General features: G+C 41.9%; 16 protein-coding genes and 1 pseudogene. 6 read left to right on the top strand and 11 right to left on the bottom strand.

The annotated features are described in order from the left end of the window. Positions 1–187: 187 nt before the first annotated feature. The 6 genes from ACYRY3_RS31430 to ACYRY3_RS31455 all read right to left on the bottom strand — a co-directional run bounded on the left by ACYRY3_RS31430 (position 188) and on the right by ACYRY3_RS31455 (position 5,612). Positions 188–1,624, bottom strand: coding sequence for a mechanosensitive ion channel domain-containing protein (locus tag ACYRY3_RS31430; protein WP_460205583.1), 1,437 nt, complete (start codon positions 1,622–1,624; stop codon positions 188–190). A gap of 53 nt (positions 1,625–1,677) precedes the next feature. Further along, positions 1,678–2,193, bottom strand: coding sequence for a DUF3122 domain-containing protein (locus tag ACYRY3_RS31435; RefSeq protein WP_460205584.1), 516 nt, complete (start codon positions 2,191–2,193; stop codon positions 1,678–1,680). A gap of 278 nt (positions 2,194–2,471) precedes the next feature. Continuing rightward, complete coding sequence (locus ACYRY3_RS31440; protein WP_460205585.1) at positions 2,472–3,158, bottom strand: PHP domain-containing protein; 687 nt, start codon at positions 3,156–3,158, stop codon at positions 2,472–2,474. A gap of 344 nt (positions 3,159–3,502) precedes the next feature. Continuing rightward, positions 3,503–4,531 carry a phosphoribosylformylglycinamidine cyclo-ligase gene (purM, locus tag ACYRY3_RS31445; protein WP_460205586.1) on the bottom strand — a complete coding sequence of 343 codons (1,029 nt, stop codon included), beginning with the start codon at positions 4,529–4,531 and terminating at the stop codon, positions 3,503–3,505. A gap of 84 nt (positions 4,532–4,615) precedes the next feature. Continuing rightward, a complete protein-coding gene (locus tag ACYRY3_RS31450; protein WP_460205587.1) occupies positions 4,616–4,822 on the bottom strand; it encodes a hypothetical protein in 207 nt (68 codons plus the stop codon). Positions 4,823–5,009: 187 nt separating this feature from the next. Then, entirely contained in the window at positions 5,010–5,612 is a 603-nt protein-coding gene (locus ACYRY3_RS31455; protein ID WP_460205588.1) for a superoxide dismutase, read from the bottom strand. Positions 5,613–6,003: 391 nt separating this feature from the next. On the opposite strand from ACYRY3_RS31455, the gene ACYRY3_RS31460 reads away from it, so the two are divergent. Together ACYRY3_RS31460 and ACYRY3_RS31465 are read left to right on the top strand one after the other, a co-directional pair. Next, complete coding sequence (locus tag ACYRY3_RS31460) at positions 6,004–6,900, top strand: alpha/beta fold hydrolase (RefSeq protein ID WP_460205589.1); 897 nt, start codon at positions 6,004–6,006, stop codon at positions 6,898–6,900. 107 nt (positions 6,901–7,007) lie between these two features. Next, positions 7,008–7,298 carry a VOC family protein gene (locus ACYRY3_RS31465; protein ID WP_460205590.1) on the top strand — a complete coding sequence of 97 codons (291 nt, stop codon included), beginning with the start codon at positions 7,008–7,010 and terminating at the stop codon, positions 7,296–7,298. On the opposite strand, the gene ACYRY3_RS31470 is transcribed toward ACYRY3_RS31465, so the two are convergent. Beyond that, positions 7,295–7,732 (bottom strand): AMIN domain-containing protein, encoded by a 438-nt coding sequence (locus tag ACYRY3_RS31470; protein WP_460205591.1) that lies wholly within the window; start codon positions 7,730–7,732, stop codon positions 7,295–7,297. The genes ACYRY3_RS31465 and ACYRY3_RS31470 overlap by 4 nt on opposite strands. A gap of 381 nt (positions 7,733–8,113) precedes the next feature. Beyond that, a complete protein-coding gene (locus ACYRY3_RS31475) occupies positions 8,114–8,836 on the bottom strand; it encodes a DUF3891 family protein (RefSeq protein ID WP_460205592.1) in 723 nt (240 codons plus the stop codon). 122 nt (positions 8,837–8,958) lie between these two features. Here ACYRY3_RS31475 and ACYRY3_RS31480 point away from each other — a divergent pair, with 122 nt between their 5' ends. From ACYRY3_RS31480 to ACYRY3_RS31490, 3 genes and pseudogenes are all read left to right on the top strand, one after another. Next, complete coding sequence (locus tag ACYRY3_RS31480) at positions 8,959–9,702, top strand: carbohydrate ABC transporter permease (RefSeq protein WP_460205593.1); 744 nt, start codon at positions 8,959–8,961, stop codon at positions 9,700–9,702. Continuing rightward, a pseudogene (locus ACYRY3_RS31485) lies at positions 9,629–9,802 on the top strand (dihydrodipicolinate reductase C-terminal domain-containing protein); the annotation flags it as partial. The gene ACYRY3_RS31480 and the pseudogene ACYRY3_RS31485, both read left to right, overlap by 74 nt. Before the next feature lie 29 nt (positions 9,803–9,831). Continuing rightward, positions 9,832–10,515: a phosphate ABC transporter permease gene (locus tag ACYRY3_RS31490; protein ID WP_460205594.1), complete on the top strand. Its 684-nt coding sequence runs from the start codon at positions 9,832–9,834 to the stop codon at positions 10,513–10,515. A gap of 50 nt (positions 10,516–10,565) precedes the next feature. On the opposite strand, the gene ACYRY3_RS31495 is transcribed toward ACYRY3_RS31490, so the two are convergent. Next, on the bottom strand, positions 10,566–11,180 hold the full coding sequence (locus ACYRY3_RS31495) for a precorrin-8X methylmutase (RefSeq protein ID WP_460205595.1): 615 nt from the start codon (positions 11,178–11,180) through the stop codon (positions 10,566–10,568). Between the two features lie 82 nt (positions 11,181–11,262). Next, positions 11,263–12,069, bottom strand: a complete 807-nt coding sequence (locus tag ACYRY3_RS31500; protein ID WP_460205596.1) for a TPM domain-containing protein — start codon at positions 12,067–12,069, stop codon at positions 11,263–11,265. 258 nt (positions 12,070–12,327) lie between these two features. Between ACYRY3_RS31500 and ACYRY3_RS31505 the strand changes: the two genes are divergently transcribed. Continuing rightward, a complete protein-coding gene (locus ACYRY3_RS31505) occupies positions 12,328–13,920 on the top strand; it encodes an NCS2 family permease (RefSeq protein ID WP_460205597.1) in 1,593 nt (530 codons plus the stop codon). Between the two features lie 223 nt (positions 13,921–14,143). Here ACYRY3_RS31505 and ACYRY3_RS31510 read toward each other — a convergent pair whose 3' ends face one another. Beyond that, positions 14,144–14,677, bottom strand: a complete 534-nt coding sequence (locus ACYRY3_RS31510) for an ATP synthase subunit B family protein (protein ID WP_460205598.1) — start codon at positions 14,675–14,677, stop codon at positions 14,144–14,146.

Consider the following 14,677-nt stretch of genomic DNA (forward strand, 5'->3'; position numbering starts at 1 on the left):
TGCAGAAATAAGAAAACGACCTGCTCGTTTCAATAGTGTAGGTTGGGTTGAGGAACGAAACCCAAAATTTAATCCAATTATTAGATGTTGCTTCGTCTTACCCAACTTACATAATATATTTGCCGATTTAATATTTACTTTATACCTTTCGCCGTAAAATTTGACATTTGTTGGTCTATGAGAAAACTTATGAAATATTGAAAAGCTGTTTCAATCTCGTTTTTACCCAAGCCATAAAGTTGCGCTCGTGTTCAATCATATTCAATATTCCTAAATCTTGTAATTGTTGGCGCACTCCAGAAAATTCTTCTTTTTCCTTAGACAATTCTTGAGCAAATGTTTCTGCTAATGCCGGACAAGTGTGTAAAAGTTTTTCAAAATTACTTTTAGAAATCACAAATATATTAGTTTCCTCGATCGCACGAGCTGTTGCAATATAAGGAACTCCCAACATAATCGGAGTTTCACCAAAGAATTCTCCAGGAGAATAGGTTTTAATACGTTTACCCAGGCGAACAGAGAAAACTTCAATAGCACCTGAAAGGACAATATACACAGCCGCAGCCATATCACCTTCATGAAACAATGTTTCTGAGGCAGATAACTTCTTACGATACCCCGCTTCAATAATTCCCCTAAGATGGAGATCTGAGGTTTCCTGAAAATAAGGAACTTGCTTGAGCAATTGCCGAATTGAAACTACCTGAGATAGCTGAGCAGTTAGAGATAAATCAACTTTTAAACCATTGTGAATTTCTGAATTAGTTTTTGAAGATAATAGCTCCAGATTTCGCAGCCACAACTCTCGTTGAGGAAATGGAATTTTAATACCTATTTGACGAAAGTTATGTTCAATAATATAGTTTAACGAGCTTTTCACTGAAATTCCTTCATCAATTCTACTAAGCCATACCCATAATTCAAAGTTTAACGAACTGTCTCCAAACCCCTTGAAAATGACTTTAGGTGGAGGATCGTATAAAACAGAAGGCTCCATGTAAGCTGAATTCAACAGCGTTTCAGTGACTAAAATAGGATCGCTATCGTAGGCAACACGAACTTCTATACGAATTTTACCTGTAAAGTTTTTATAGCTCCAATTGAGTACTTGATTTCCAACTAAGTTGCTATTAGGAACTACAATATCCCCACCATCAAAGGTGCGGATAATTGTGGAGCGTATTGCAATTTCCTTGATATATCCTGACAACCCATTAAATTCAATATAATCTCCTACCTGCAGCTTACCCTCAAGTAGTAATGTCAATCCGCTTACCAAATTTTTGGTTAAATCCTGAAGTCCAAAGCCAATCCCTACCCCTAACCCTCCTAGTACTACAGCTAGAGAAGCCACATCGAGCCCATTGATAGACAGCACGACCAAAAAACCTAAAGCTCCAACGCTGTAACTAATTAAAGTGGATACCGCTTCTCGATTCCCTTGTGTCAGTTTCAACGGCGTTAACAAGCGATCGCTAAGTAAGCGTTTAAGCAGGTTTGTAATGGCAATAACAATCAGTAATCCTAGAATCAGCTTTAAGAGCCAAAGTATTGATATGCCTTCATCACCAGCCTTAAACAAAGGAGTAATGACTAACTGCTTAAGAGTCTCTAACAATTGCATGAGGGATAATTTGTCTAGCTTATAAGTAAAATGCTACAATGTTCGAGTGAGTATCAATTAAAATCATTAATCAACCATTGCCATTCAGTAACAATCTCTTTCGGAATTTCTAATGCTAATTTTTGCTCTTTTTCTAGAGACAAATAAAGCTTTAAAGAGTCAATAGTCTTTAAGTTAGGTAGCACATTTGTAAAATTATATTCTCCCACATTTGGTGCTGGTGATGATTCTGTATAGATATCAGATGCGCTTAGTACCTGACCTTGTGCCGTTAATATCTCTAGTGAACGTGGGTGAGAAAGTTGAGCGACGCCTGGAAAACCTACTAACCTTAAATGTATGTCCGTTGAGTTACCTGGTTTGATAACTTTAAACAGAACAACTTGCCAAGCATATCCCAATCCATCTTTAACAGAGATCTGCGAATGATAGCGTAAAACACCCGGTGCATCATGATGCTGGCGAAGCAAAGCAGCTGCATCTGGTGCAAACAATCCAAATGTACTCAGGGTTATCGCGAGCAGTAATAAGTAACACCACAATAGCCTTGTGAATAAACCTAATACCATAAAATTCTCATTGTTATATTTATAAAAATACTTGATGATGGGCATCATATAGCAATAGGCTCATCATTTATAAAATTGAGAAACCCGGTCACTTTTGGGAAACCGGGTTTGTGAGGTCTGGCAAGTTTCACAAATCAAATAGGTATGATGTGAATTAATAATTATATATATTGTCTTTCCTACTAACTACTAACTATTGACCGCTAACCACCCAAAGAATCATGAGTCCCCTGGCTGATTTAACCAGGAGTTTCTCTGAAAAACAGTAAATATCATAGTTACAAGCGGTGGAGCAGACTTAAACCGTGAGTGTCGGTTCCGCAACTGCTAAAAAGACCGTATTCACTTGCCAACTTTTGTACCTGAGCAGTTTCTGTCATGCTTGGTTTCCAGGGGTTAGGGTTGTTGTAAGCGTAAAACGTTTCAACGCCATCAATACCAAGGGCAGCAGCAGCAGGAATCAAGTCAAAATGCGATTGCCGATAACGTGCTGGGTGAGCCAATACCGCTAGTCCCCCTGCTTTATGAATAGCAGAGATTACGTTAGCTGCTTGATAATCTTCACCCGTAGTTATTCTTCTTTGGATGTAACTTTTTATACTAAAATGTTCTGTATCAAAAGCATAACCTAAAATATGAACTTCAATGTTTAAAAGATTTGCATTAATTTCTACACCACTCCATAACTGGGGAACTTTTGTGCCTGGGTTATTCCATCGCCACTGTTCCAACCAGTCTTGGGCTGCTTGATAACCAGACACAGTATGATGGTCCGTAATGGCAAGCCCTTTTAAGCCGATAGCAATAGCTTGCTCCATCAATGCACTTGGCTGCAACTTGCCATCTGAATGAACTGTGTGCATGTGAAAGTTGAAATTCCTTGGGCAACTTTGTGCATCAATGTTCTGGAATATGCTCTTTAATTGTTCGCTGGAGGCAAAAGCCTCGGCAACCTTGACAGTCATAAACACCTCTTTTCTTTTTCAGAAACGTTATTTTTCACACTGAAATAGGCGTCGTTATCAGCCTAAATACTTACCACAGCTGCATATGTGTGTTAGCAGTTAATTTCTACACATCTTTGGCAAAATTTTTCAATTTGTTAAGACTACGTTAGCAAATTTAAAGGCTTGCAGTCATGCGTGTTTTCGATTGATTTTATAAGTAAAAGTAAGAAATATTGCAAAATCTATCCGTCAAATCCACACTTTGCAACTATAATCAATATAAAAAAATTATTAAAGATTTCATAAAAAATCACTATAAAAAGCCATTACAAACTTTTTATAGCGTGTATAAATATTAACATTTACATTGGCAATCCCAATAGTTCACCAGTTCCAGGGATCGCCTGACCTACTGCACGAGCTGTAATATTATGTGAGGCAAAGTGCGTTATTGCTTGTTGTACTTGATGGGGAGGAACCAGCAGTACAAAACCGATCCCCATATTGAAAGTATTATACATTGCTTGAGAACTGACAGAGCCAACTTCTGCCAACCACTGAAATACAGGTGGAATAGACCAACTATTAGGATCTATCTTAATAGCTTGACCTTTACCCAAACAGCGAGGTAAGTTTTCTGGCAATCCTCCACCTGTAATGTGTGCCATCCCGTGAATATCTAACCCTGCTTGACGGGCTGCAAGTACTGATTTAACGTAAATAAATGTTGGTTTCAGGAAAATTTCTCCTAGTGTTTGACCTCCTAGGGTTTCTGGGCGATCGCTCCAAGAGAACCCCAAGTCATTCATAATTTTTCTGACTAAGCTGAAGCCATTACTATGGACACCACTGCTTTCAAGAGCGATCGCCACGTCCCCCACTTGCACCTGAGAGCCATCAAGCATCTGGCTTTTCTCGACAATTCCCACACAGAAGCCGGCGACATCATACTCACCTGGCTGATAAAAACCCGGCATTTCTGCTGTTTCTCCCCCCAATAGGGCGCAACCAGCCAGCTTGCATCCAGAAGCAATACCTGCAACCACCTCAGTCAACTGTTCTTTTTCCAGATGACCCGTTGCTAAGTAATCTAAAAAAAACAGTGGTTCTGCACCAGATGTCAGCACGTCATTGACACACATCGCAACCAAATCAATACCCACGGTGTCGTGACGGTTGAGAACTTGAGCAACTTTTAGCTTTGTACCAACACCATCAGTCCCAGAAATCAAAACAGGTTCTTTGTAACCACTTGGAAGTTGAAAGCAACCACCAAAGCCTCCCAATCCGCCAATGACTTCTGGTCTAAAGGTGCTGTGAACTAAATTACGAATTTGGTTGACAAACTCTCGACCAGCCTCAACATCAACTCCTGCCTCTTTATAGTCCATCAGTCAGAACACCGTTAAAGTCAATAGTCAACAGTCAATAGCCAACTCTCAATAGAAATGATTTTGGGCTTTTGACACATTAATCTAAAATACCTTATCTTCAATACCAAGCCACCATTCACCCAAATTCATCAAGTCTTGGCGGATATCTTCTAATTCACGAACATATTCAATTTCTGTCATTGTAGCTCGGCGCTCTTGGAGTTTCTTCAGCCGTAACTGCACTAACAGCCAAGGCTTGGTTATACCATCAGTAGATTCCAAGTATTTTGCTAATTGCGTACTGTCCATACACCTGCTCTTTATTTTAAACTTAGCACGGAGTTTTACAAGTTCTATAGTTGATACGTTGAACGACTAAAAACAGCCACAACAAGGAGCGTGGCTGTTCTGTTGCGGGTTAATTACTGATAGCGCAAACTAGACAGTACTTGCAACGGCACCTGTACCAGTTGGTTCAGTAACAATCCGTAACTTATTACTTAGCTGCCTGTGTGTACTGTTCAGCAACAAAATCCCAGTTAATCAAACTGTCTAGGAAAGTTTGCAGGTAATCTGGACGACGGTTTTGATAGTCCAAATAATAAGCGTGTTCCCAGACATCAGCTGTTAACAAAGGAGTTTGACCTTCAGTTATTGGATTGGCAGCATTAGGTGTTTTCACAACCTTCAGTTCACCTTTATCCAAGACCAGCCAAGCATAACCACTGCCGAACTGAGTACCTCCAGCTTGCTTAAACTGATTTTTAAATTCATCTAAGCTACCAAAGGTGGCATTGATTTTTTCGGCTAACTCCCCAGTAGGGCTACCGCCATCTTTCTTCAAGCCATTCCAGTAGAAGGTATGGTTCCATACTTGAGCGGCATTGTTGAAGATACCAACTTTAGATGGGTCATTAGCACTAGCCAGTATGACTTCTTCCAGTGTCTTGTTTTCAAGGTCTGTGCCCTTAACAAGGTTGTTGAGGTTAGTGACGTAACCTGCATGGTGCTTGTCATGATGGAACTGTAAGGTCTGAGCCGAGATGAATGGCTCTAGAGCATTGTAGTCGTATGGTAATGGGGGAAGTTCAAATGCCATTGTGTAAAATCCTCTCTTTACCGTATTCCAGTTTAGAGCTATTGCGGTAGCTATGGAGATGACTGGTTTGTGCTCTACAGTTTCAGTAACTTAAAACTGCGATACCAAACTTAACACTTCGATTTTACACGGAAATGGCACTTTGATTGTCCCATTTGCCTGTGGGGTTGGGATATATGTAAAAATGCAATGAAATTAGCAGTGTAGTATTGCGTTGACATTTGTCACCTTACATCCAGTTGAAAACTGGGGTTTAGGTCTGACTTGTGGGCAGGTTGACTGGCAAGCAACAGATGAGGACAAGATGGTAACATATATTTAAAAAAAGCGTTAAATATGAAAGATAAAGTATGCTTTTTTCATCCTTTATACTTTATCCTTCATCCTTCAAATGTTTCCCACTTTTTTACCATCTCAAGTCGAGCAGATAAGAGATTTAAAAGCGATCGCTTGTCTTCAAAGTATAGAGAGAATCGCCATTGCAACTCCCCTTAGTCAACAAGCAATTCTTACAACATATCTCCATCAAGGCAGCAAAGGAACACCAATTTTGCTGTTGCATGGATTCGACAGTTCCATTTTAGAATTTCGTTTTCTTTTACCGTTACTTGCCACTTACAATGAAACATGGGCATTAGATTTATTAGGGTTTGGCTTTACACAACACCAAAAAGAGATAAATTATAGCCCCAGTGCCATCAAAACTCACCTTTACCATTTTTGGGAAACCTTAATTCATCAACCTGTCATCTTGGTGGGTGCATCAATGGGAGGAGCCACTGCAATTGACTTTACCCTAACTTATCCTCAAGTCGTGAAATCGTTAGTCCTCATTAATAGCGTCGGTTATACTTCTGGTCCTGCTTTTAGCAAATACCTATTTCCTCCTTTTGATTTTTTGGCTGTACAATACCTGCGTCAGCGCAAGCTCATGGCATTAAATTTAGGCAGTACTTTTGCTAATTTAGACAATAAAACGCTTGTAGCTATTCAGTGTGCTATGCTACATCAAGAAATGCCTGGATGGCATGATGCTATGATTTCCTATGCCAAAACCGGTGGATATGATTATTTGGCAGATAGAATTGCTCAAGTTGACAAACCAACGCTGATTTTATGGGGAGAAGCTGATGATATGCTAGCACCAGAAGATGCAGAAAAGTTTCAAAAGGATATTCAGAATTCTCGATTAATAAAGATAAAGAATTGCGGTCATGCTCCTCAAGTTGAACAGCCAAAAATTATAGCTCAACATATTTTGCAGTTTTTAAATTATGGTAACTCTTAATAAGACTAAGCTACTTTAAGGTAGGTAAGGATAATGACAGCACAATTCAAATACATCATGTTTATGGTCAAGATGTCCCTGCAGCAGTAAAATTTTTTAGCGAAGGGTTGGGGCTTCCGGTAAAAGTTTCTTCCCCTGGTTGGGGAGAATTGGATGCTAACGGTACAACGATTGCCTTTCACGGGACTGAATCAGATGCTCAAGTCGGTTTCTCACCTATTTTGAGCTTTAACGTTGATGATATTTATACAGTCATCAGTAGCTTGGAAAACTTGGGAGCAAAACTGGAAGGAAACGTCCGCGAACCTTCTTTTGGGAAAGTAGTAGCGGTGCGTACTCCTGATGGACATTTGCTAAGTCTCCTGCAACCTTCTGCTGTGAGCACGGTTGCTCATTAATTTATTCCTTGAGGAGGAATTGTTTGCGGCGGTACGGCAACTGTCAATACTAAATTTCCATCGCTTTGTTTTATCTTAACGGTTGGAGGAGCATCAATGCCAGTGACAACAGTCCTCACGCTATTTGCGTTCAGGGACGTCACGCTCATGCTGGCGATTCCATGAGCAGGATCGCTGACATTAAAAGGTTGTCCTGAGTGCAAATGCAGTTGAGTATTCGTCAGTTCAGCGATATAAGTTTTCTCGTAGGTGGAAGTCACAACTCGTGACAGCTTTGGGTTTGTTGTTTGCAATATCACTTCAACGCCATCTTTAATAGGATTGACAGTGACATCAGTGACTTGATTCATGTCAGCCCAAACAGGTGGAATCGCTAGTAATGTTATCATTCCAGCAATTGACAAACCTGTATATGGGGGCAATTGTTGCACCATGATTCCTCACGTAGCACCCTACTTAAGTTAGGATACAATCAACACACTTTAATTTTGATAATTCTTATCAGGTTATCATTAATTTGACGGACATTGAATCAAGCTTAATTGTTGTTAACTTACCTAATAACTACCAATTGTAGAGAGACCGCGTTTGAAGTGTCTCCAAGGTAAAATATTAACAACGCAGTTGCAAGGTGCATTTTAGCAATTCTCTTCCCAATACAGTAGAATTACTTATCTTTTGCTTGGAGTCCTTGGCGACTTGGCGGTTATAGCTACGTCTTTAAGCACGCTGGCTGTCGGTGGGCAGTGCCCACCCTACGTCTTTAAATAATTGTCGGGAGTGACAGGAGCAGCAAGATAGCTAAATGCTCGAAACTACTTAACAAATGTCCACTCTAGAGTTTTGATTGGTGCAGTTTGAAGGGCTTGTGTCAGTTCTTCATTACTCTCAAATTTCAATTGCTCTAAATAGCAAGCTTCTACATTGACAGTAAACTTGTCCTCTAGAAAGGGCCAGGGTGTGACTGTAATACCATCGCTACGCTCTATCACATCATAGCGATCGCCATCTGGAAGAGTGGCAATTTCTAAAGCACGTTTACCAGCGGGTAACGCACGGTTGCAGAGGATGAGTGAAAGGCGATCGCACCATTGAAAAAACTCGTAAGCTTCTGCGGCTTCGTCTTTTGTAATATTCAACTCCTGCCGCCATTGCTCTTGATGCTGGAGTTGCTCGTCTAAAAAGCTATCCAATTCCGGAGATTCTCCACGCTTTCCTTCATTCAGAAAACTCATGTGCATGGAAATCATCATTGCCACCCACCGTCCTCGATATCGGGCATTGTGGGTAAGTTGCCGCAATTTGTTGAGATTAATTTTCTTGGCTAGAGTAAAATCCAAGGGCGCACCAGCCTCTGTCAGGTGATTACCTTCCCATTCCTTCTCCAAATCATCGTGATGGGAAATAGCAGCGATGGTCTCCAGCCAGCGTATTGGGCGTTTGTTTGGATGCCAGTGTCCTGCAATCTGAGCAGCAAGCAACGCATGGGCGCGATGGTAAATAACTTCCCAACCTTTCTCGTGTAAATTAGCAATCATGAATTAAACTTAAATGCTCGTGTAATATGGATTTGCTTTCTCATATTGCACTTATCCGATATAAAAATTCATCTTATCCAAGATAGGAATTCAGCCTTCTCAAGATTGACAAAAAGCATCCTATGAATAGATTGACATCCAAAGATTGGATTATCATTACACAACGACTGACTCCTTATTTATTTTTGCTGCCAGCAATGCTTATCTTGGGGTTAACGGTTTTTTGGCCTGCGTTGCAAGCATTTTACCTCAGTTTTACCCGTTACGAATACGATTTAACTCAAATGCCACAATGGGTTGGTTTTGCCAACTTTAGTCGATTGTGGAAAGATGCAGTTTTTTGGAAAACCTTGGGCAATACTTTACTGTATCTTGTGGGTGTTGTGCCAATTTTAGTCATAGCCCCCCTAGTACTGGCAATTTTAGTCAATCAGAAATTGCGTGGCATGAACTGGTTTAGGGCTGCGTACTACACACCAGTAGTTATTTCAATGGTAGTTGCTGGGATTGCATGGAGGTGGTTGTATGCAGAAAATGGCTTACTCAATCAGTTACTTAAAGGTATTTTTCCAGAAGGAATTCCTTGGCTAACAAGTCCCCAATTTGCACTGTACAGTGTTATGGCTGTTACTATTTGGAAAGGATTGGGTTACTACATGGTCATTTACCTAGCCGGGTTACAATCTATTCCCAGTGACATTTATGAAGCAGCAGCAATTGATGGTTCAGATGGCATTCGCAAACATTGGGATATTACCGTACCCTTGATGCAACCTTATCTCGCTTTAGTCGCAGTTATCTCAGCTATTTGCCCATCAGGAGGTGATTTTTGGCGCACCAGGTCAAATTTACACTCTCAGGCATGATACCAGCGATCGCGCTTGCTATATGCCGGGAGTACTACTGGCAATTCGCAAAGTCCTCCAGTTAAAGTCGTTAGTATATGGGTTAGAAAAAATTCTTTAAATCTCAAATCCACGCATCCAAAATCGCTCATGATCGTACCACTGACTCGCCAGAAATTTGAACAAATTGTCCCTCTCATTGCCACAGGTCCGCAGTACAAGTACTACTGGGGGAAGTTTCCAGACTTTTTGCAACGGCTGCTCATCTCTGTAGTGTCGGTTGCTGTTGTTTTACTAATAAGAAGCATTTTTGGACTTATTGAGTTTACTCCCATATTATTTCTCATGGGGCTCATTGGTGCGCTCTATTGGCTTTGGGGACCAGTGTTTTGGGCAAGTATGCGAAATGCAAAATGCCGCCGTTATAAATATGGTGGCTTTTTCCGGGGACGGGTGCTAGATTTCTGGATTACAGAAGAGTTAATTGGCAAACAGGAAACTGTAGACAACAAAGGCGATTTAGTCATTATTGAAAACCGAGAAAAACGCATTAACTTAGAAGTTGGTGACGAAACCGGATTTACGGCTGAGTACAAAGCGCCATTGCGAGTTTCTTACAAAATCATAGCTCGGGGGCAGATAGCAGAAATGCTGGTCATGTCAAACAGCCAGGATTTAAGCAAAATTGAGGAAATTTCCGATGTTTACATTCCCAGTCGTGACGTATGGGTGAGCGATTATCCTTATTTACGACGGGATTTTTTTACCGAGGTTAGTCGCCGCTTGCGCGAAAAGTATTCGGAAAGACCGCGTCGCCGTCGAAGTGATACGTAATTCGTAATTAGTAATTCGTAATTATTAGCTTAATTACAAATTACTAATTATTAATTCTTGCCATAGGCTTGCCAAGCCAAGTCTACTAGTCCATCCACAATAGCTGCGGCTACAACAGCATTACCCTTGCGACTGTCAATTGTAATGTTAGGAACTAGAGAGTCTCGCAAACGTTCTTTTGCAGCATCCACATTGAGAAACCCTGCTGGTGTAGCAACTATTAACGCAGGTCTAATTTCCTCAGCTTCAATAAGATCGATCAGTGTTATGAGGGCAGTTTGAGCTTGACCTACCACAAAAATTCCCTCTGGATATCGTCTGGCGAGGGTTTCCATTCCCCATGCTACACGTGTTTTCTCGTTTTGAGGGCGGCTGGGTGTGTCCATGCTGCAATACACGGGATTGACAAAGGTATTTTGAATGTCCTGAAGGACACCTACTTGTACCATCGGTACATCGACCACAATAGTGGTGCGTGCCGCTAGCGCTGCTGCTGCCGCCTGCAAGGCACGCTCCGAAAAGCGAATTAAGGATTTATACTCAAAGTCTGCTGTAGCATAGACTACCCGTCGAACAATTTCATACTCTGCGGGTGAAAATATATGCTCGCCCATTTCCTGGTCGATGATTGCCAAACTTTGAGCGTCAGTTATGTGCCATTCCATAGCTTTGAGCTTAGTTAATTGTCAATTGCTAATGGTATCTAAGCACTTAGCAATTAACAATTGGCGCTGCTTGGAATTCACCTTATGTTTCGGAAGGAGAAGACCGACTGAACACGGGCGACAGGTAAGCCACTAATGCACCAATGAGAAACCCAGCAATGTTGCGAGTGACTGGTAACCAGTCAGTTGTTCTGGTGACAACTGGTCCAAGACCAAAGGCAAGAAATAAAATACCCCACAAAGGAGAAAAAATGAGAGCCCATTGCCAAGCTATAATCTGTCCTTCACGTCGGGGTTGAGCAGCAAATCCACAGACAACTCCTCCAATAACGGAGGTAATTAACGTGAGAATCCACTGTTCGTGCGGTAATCCAGGAACAACAGCGCAACCGCCTTGAAGTAAACAGGTTTCAACTGTTTGCATAGCTTGTAAGATGGCTTGATCTTCGCCCTGTTCTCGCACGAAGTACAAATTCCCAAAGCGGGTCTGTAGTTCTATCCAAAAAGTACGGGGAAGTAATTCATAAACTGCGTCACCAACACTAAAGCTGAGGATGTTCCCCCCACGGGAATCCGCAACAAGCAGAACGCTTTTGTCATCCAAACCCCAAAAGTTAATCACAGCCCGACCCGGAGTGCGATCGTATTGGGTCAAGACTCGCAGTTTCCACCCTGTATCAGCTTCAAATTTGTTAAGTTCTTGAACAAGCTTGTCTTCTTGAACGCCATTGAGAGATTTCGCTAAATCTACAACTGGAGTTGGGGTGTCGGGTAATAACTCGGGATTGTCATAAGCGAATGCGCTGGGAGACTGTGTTATCCAAATCGTTCCGGCTACAAACAATACTGCAACAAATGCTAGAAATCGTCGCCAAACACTATGCTCCATAAGTTTTTTTTATACAGTTCTCTACAGTAGAAGTGAACGAGTTGTTTTAAAAGAGTACGGGAAACGTGATACTTCTTTACACTTTTTAACTTTAATCTAATCTACTGCTCTAAATCAAACTTAACTTCTAAGAGGGGTCAGGGGTCAGAGGTTAGGGGTTAGGAAGGTAGAGGAGTAGTATTCCATTTCTGAGAAGGGACAGAATAAAATGCTGATATTCTAAAAGCCAACACTACTGCAAGAAAATTTTCAATAACGATGGAAGTTGCAACACCCAGGGTTAGTAGGTGGTTTGTCCGTAGAGACATAGATGGTTTCTTTGGCTTGGCTCTTGACAATCTGATACAAATTTTGTTAATAGTCAGTCTCTGTCAAGGGGTGCTTGGCTTTTCTGTTCCCTTAGTTTACGGACGTATTTTGCCGGGAGTTGCTATGAGTTTAATCGTTGGCAACTTCTATTACAGTTGGCTAGCCTACCAAAAGGGTCAGCGAGAGCAACGGGATGACATCACCGCCATACCATATGGAATTAACACGGTCAGCCTTTTTGCTCATATTTTTTTGGTTATGCTACCTGTTCGGTTAGCAGCGATCGCTCGAGGTGCATCTTCGGAACAGGCTGCTGATTTAGCTTGGCAGGCTGGTCTTGTAGCTTGCTTGGGGTCGGGCTTAATAGAATTATCAGGTGCATGGATTGGGAATTTTCTCCGTCGTCTCGCTCCCCGCGCTGCCATGCTTTCCACGTTGGGTGGTATCGCCATCACCTTTATTGCTATTGGCTTTCTTTTCCGCACTTTTGCCAGCCCTGTCGTGGGTTTGGTTCCGCTAGGTGTTATCCTCATTAGCTATTTTGGCAGGGTTCGATTTGCTATCCCTGGTGGGTTATTAGCAGTTCTTTTAGGAATTGGTTTGGCATGGGGAACAGGTTTGGTCACCTGGGATAGCACCAAATTTAGTGCTGCGTTACAACCGATTGGGGTTTATTTACCAGGGGTATGGATCGGGCAATTGTGGAACAACCGCTCGGTCTTAGTGGAGTACTTCAGTATTATTCTACCGATGGGGCTTTTTAATCTTATTGGCAGCTTGCAGAATTTAGAAAGCGCTGAAGCTGCTGGAGATACTTATCCTGCTGCTCCAAGTCTTGCAGCCAATGGCATTGGTACACTTGTGGCTGCTGTTTGCGGTTCCTGTTTTCCAACAACCATTTATATCGGTCACCCTGGTTGGAAAGCTATGGGGGCAAGAGTGGGCTACTCTATCCTCAACGGCATTTTCATGGGTATATTTTGTCTCACTGGAACCATTGCTATCGTTTCTTACTTCGTTCCAATTGAAGCTGGCATGGCAATTGTATTGTGGATTGGGATTGTGATTGTGGCTCAGGGCTTTACAGCAACTCCAACTCACCATGCTCCTGCTGTGGTTGTCGGTCTTTTACCCGGTATTGCTGGCTGGGGTGCTCTTATTGCCAAAAACGCTTTGCGGGCTGCTGGTTTGGGAACTCCAGAAAAACCCTTAACTCCAGCCCTCATTGAGCAGTTTAAATTGAGTGACACCTATATTCACGGAGCTTTTGCTCTAGAACAAGGTTTTATTTTTTCAGCTATGATTTTGTCTGGTATTACAGTGTATATTATTGAACAGGATTTTCGCAAAGCTGCTTATTGGTCTATTGGAGCGGCTGTACTTTCTTGGGTTGGTTTGATACACAGTTATAGCTGGACTGTAGCGGATACGGTTGTTAATTTGGGTTTTGGAGCGGGAGCATCTTGGGCAGTTGGCTATCTTTTACTGGGAATTCTCTTGTTTTATACCCAATGGAAGACACGCCACCAAAAAGAGAATTAACCATTATCCAGTAACAATCCAATGAACAATGAATTTATCATCTCCGATAGCTGGCAAGATTGGTTAACTGTGTTGGGATATGTATCTTTTACTTGCTTTGTGATTTGGCGAGTGTTCTTAGGTAATAGATAGAGAGTCACTTGACAGACGGGCGAGACGCCAATACCACAATAACCACAAGAAAATCACAGTGTATCAACGCAGGAAGAGACTACTGAGATTGCTAATCCTCGTCTTCATAGCTATCCCAACTCGCACTATCACTGTGGTTGTTATTGGTGGTGTAACCATCAGTTGTGCGTCGATTTTCTTGTCGTAAGGCTTCTCGTTCCCGTAGTGTCAGTAACTGTTTTGAAGATAGAGAGAGACGGTCAACTGTTCTCCTTGAGGATTTTGGGCGCGTAAAGCTTTTCCACGCAGCTTTCACACCGACAAGAATGCTGCGCGTGCCCACTTGAACATTTTGCGCTTGTTGTTTGGCGCTATCCAAGCTTTGATCTACTTGCTTAGCGACCTGATTAGCGCTTTTTACTCCTTCGCTGACATCATCAGTTAAGTCAGTGATTTCTAGGCTAGTCAGGCGGATGGCTTCTAAAGTAGGCGGTAACTCCCTTGAAAGAGTGTCAAAAAACTTTTCCGCACTACGAGCAGCCCGTGCGACTTCCTGCAAAGCCGGTAAAGCCGCCACCAAAACTGCAGTGAGGCTGGCGGCAACTAAAAGTATAGACAGTCCCAGCCAGAACAGGGGATCAATCAC

This window comes from Scytonema sp. NUACC21 (assembly GCF_054684315.1).

Excerpts from the sequence above, each read along its gene's own strand:
- ACYRY3_RS31495 (WP_460205595.1), bottom strand. The coding sequence starts at position 11,180 with ATGGAATGGCACATAACTGACGCTCAAAGTTTGGCAATCATCGACCAG.
- ACYRY3_RS31460 (WP_460205589.1), top strand. The coding sequence starts at position 6,004 with ATGTTTCCCACTTTTTTACCATCTCAAGTCGAGCAGATAAGAGATTTA.
- ACYRY3_RS31440 (WP_460205585.1), bottom strand. The coding sequence starts at position 3,158 with ATGACTGTCAAGGTTGCCGAGGCTTTTGCCTCCAGCGAACAATTAAAG.
- ACYRY3_RS31450 (WP_460205587.1), bottom strand. The coding sequence starts at position 4,822 with ATGGACAGTACGCAATTAGCAAAATACTTGGAATCTACTGATGGTATA.
- ACYRY3_RS31505 (WP_460205597.1), top strand. The coding sequence starts at position 12,328 with ATGGAAGTTGCAACACCCAGGGTTAGTAGGTGGTTTGTCCGTAGAGAC.
- ACYRY3_RS31490 (WP_460205594.1), top strand. The coding sequence starts at position 9,832 with ATGATCGTACCACTGACTCGCCAGAAATTTGAACAAATTGTCCCTCTC.
- ACYRY3_RS31480 (WP_460205593.1), top strand. The coding sequence starts at position 8,959 with ATGAATAGATTGACATCCAAAGATTGGATTATCATTACACAACGACTG.
- ACYRY3_RS31475 (WP_460205592.1), bottom strand. The coding sequence starts at position 8,836 with ATGATTGCTAATTTACACGAGAAAGGTTGGGAAGTTATTTACCATCGC.
- ACYRY3_RS31430 (WP_460205583.1), bottom strand. The coding sequence starts at position 1,624 with ATGCAATTGTTAGAGACTCTTAAGCAGTTAGTCATTACTCCTTTGTTT.
- purM (WP_460205586.1), bottom strand. The coding sequence starts at position 4,531 with ATGGACTATAAAGAGGCAGGAGTTGATGTTGAGGCTGGTCGAGAGTTT.
- ACYRY3_RS31455 (WP_460205588.1), bottom strand. The coding sequence starts at position 5,612 with ATGGCATTTGAACTTCCCCCATTACCATACGACTACAATGCTCTAGAG.
- ACYRY3_RS31470 (WP_460205591.1), bottom strand. The coding sequence starts at position 7,732 with ATGGTGCAACAATTGCCCCCATATACAGGTTTGTCAATTGCTGGAATG.
- ACYRY3_RS31435 (WP_460205584.1), bottom strand. The coding sequence starts at position 2,193 with ATGGTATTAGGTTTATTCACAAGGCTATTGTGGTGTTACTTATTACTG.
- ACYRY3_RS31500 (WP_460205596.1), bottom strand. The coding sequence starts at position 12,069 with ATGGAGCATAGTGTTTGGCGACGATTTCTAGCATTTGTTGCAGTATTG.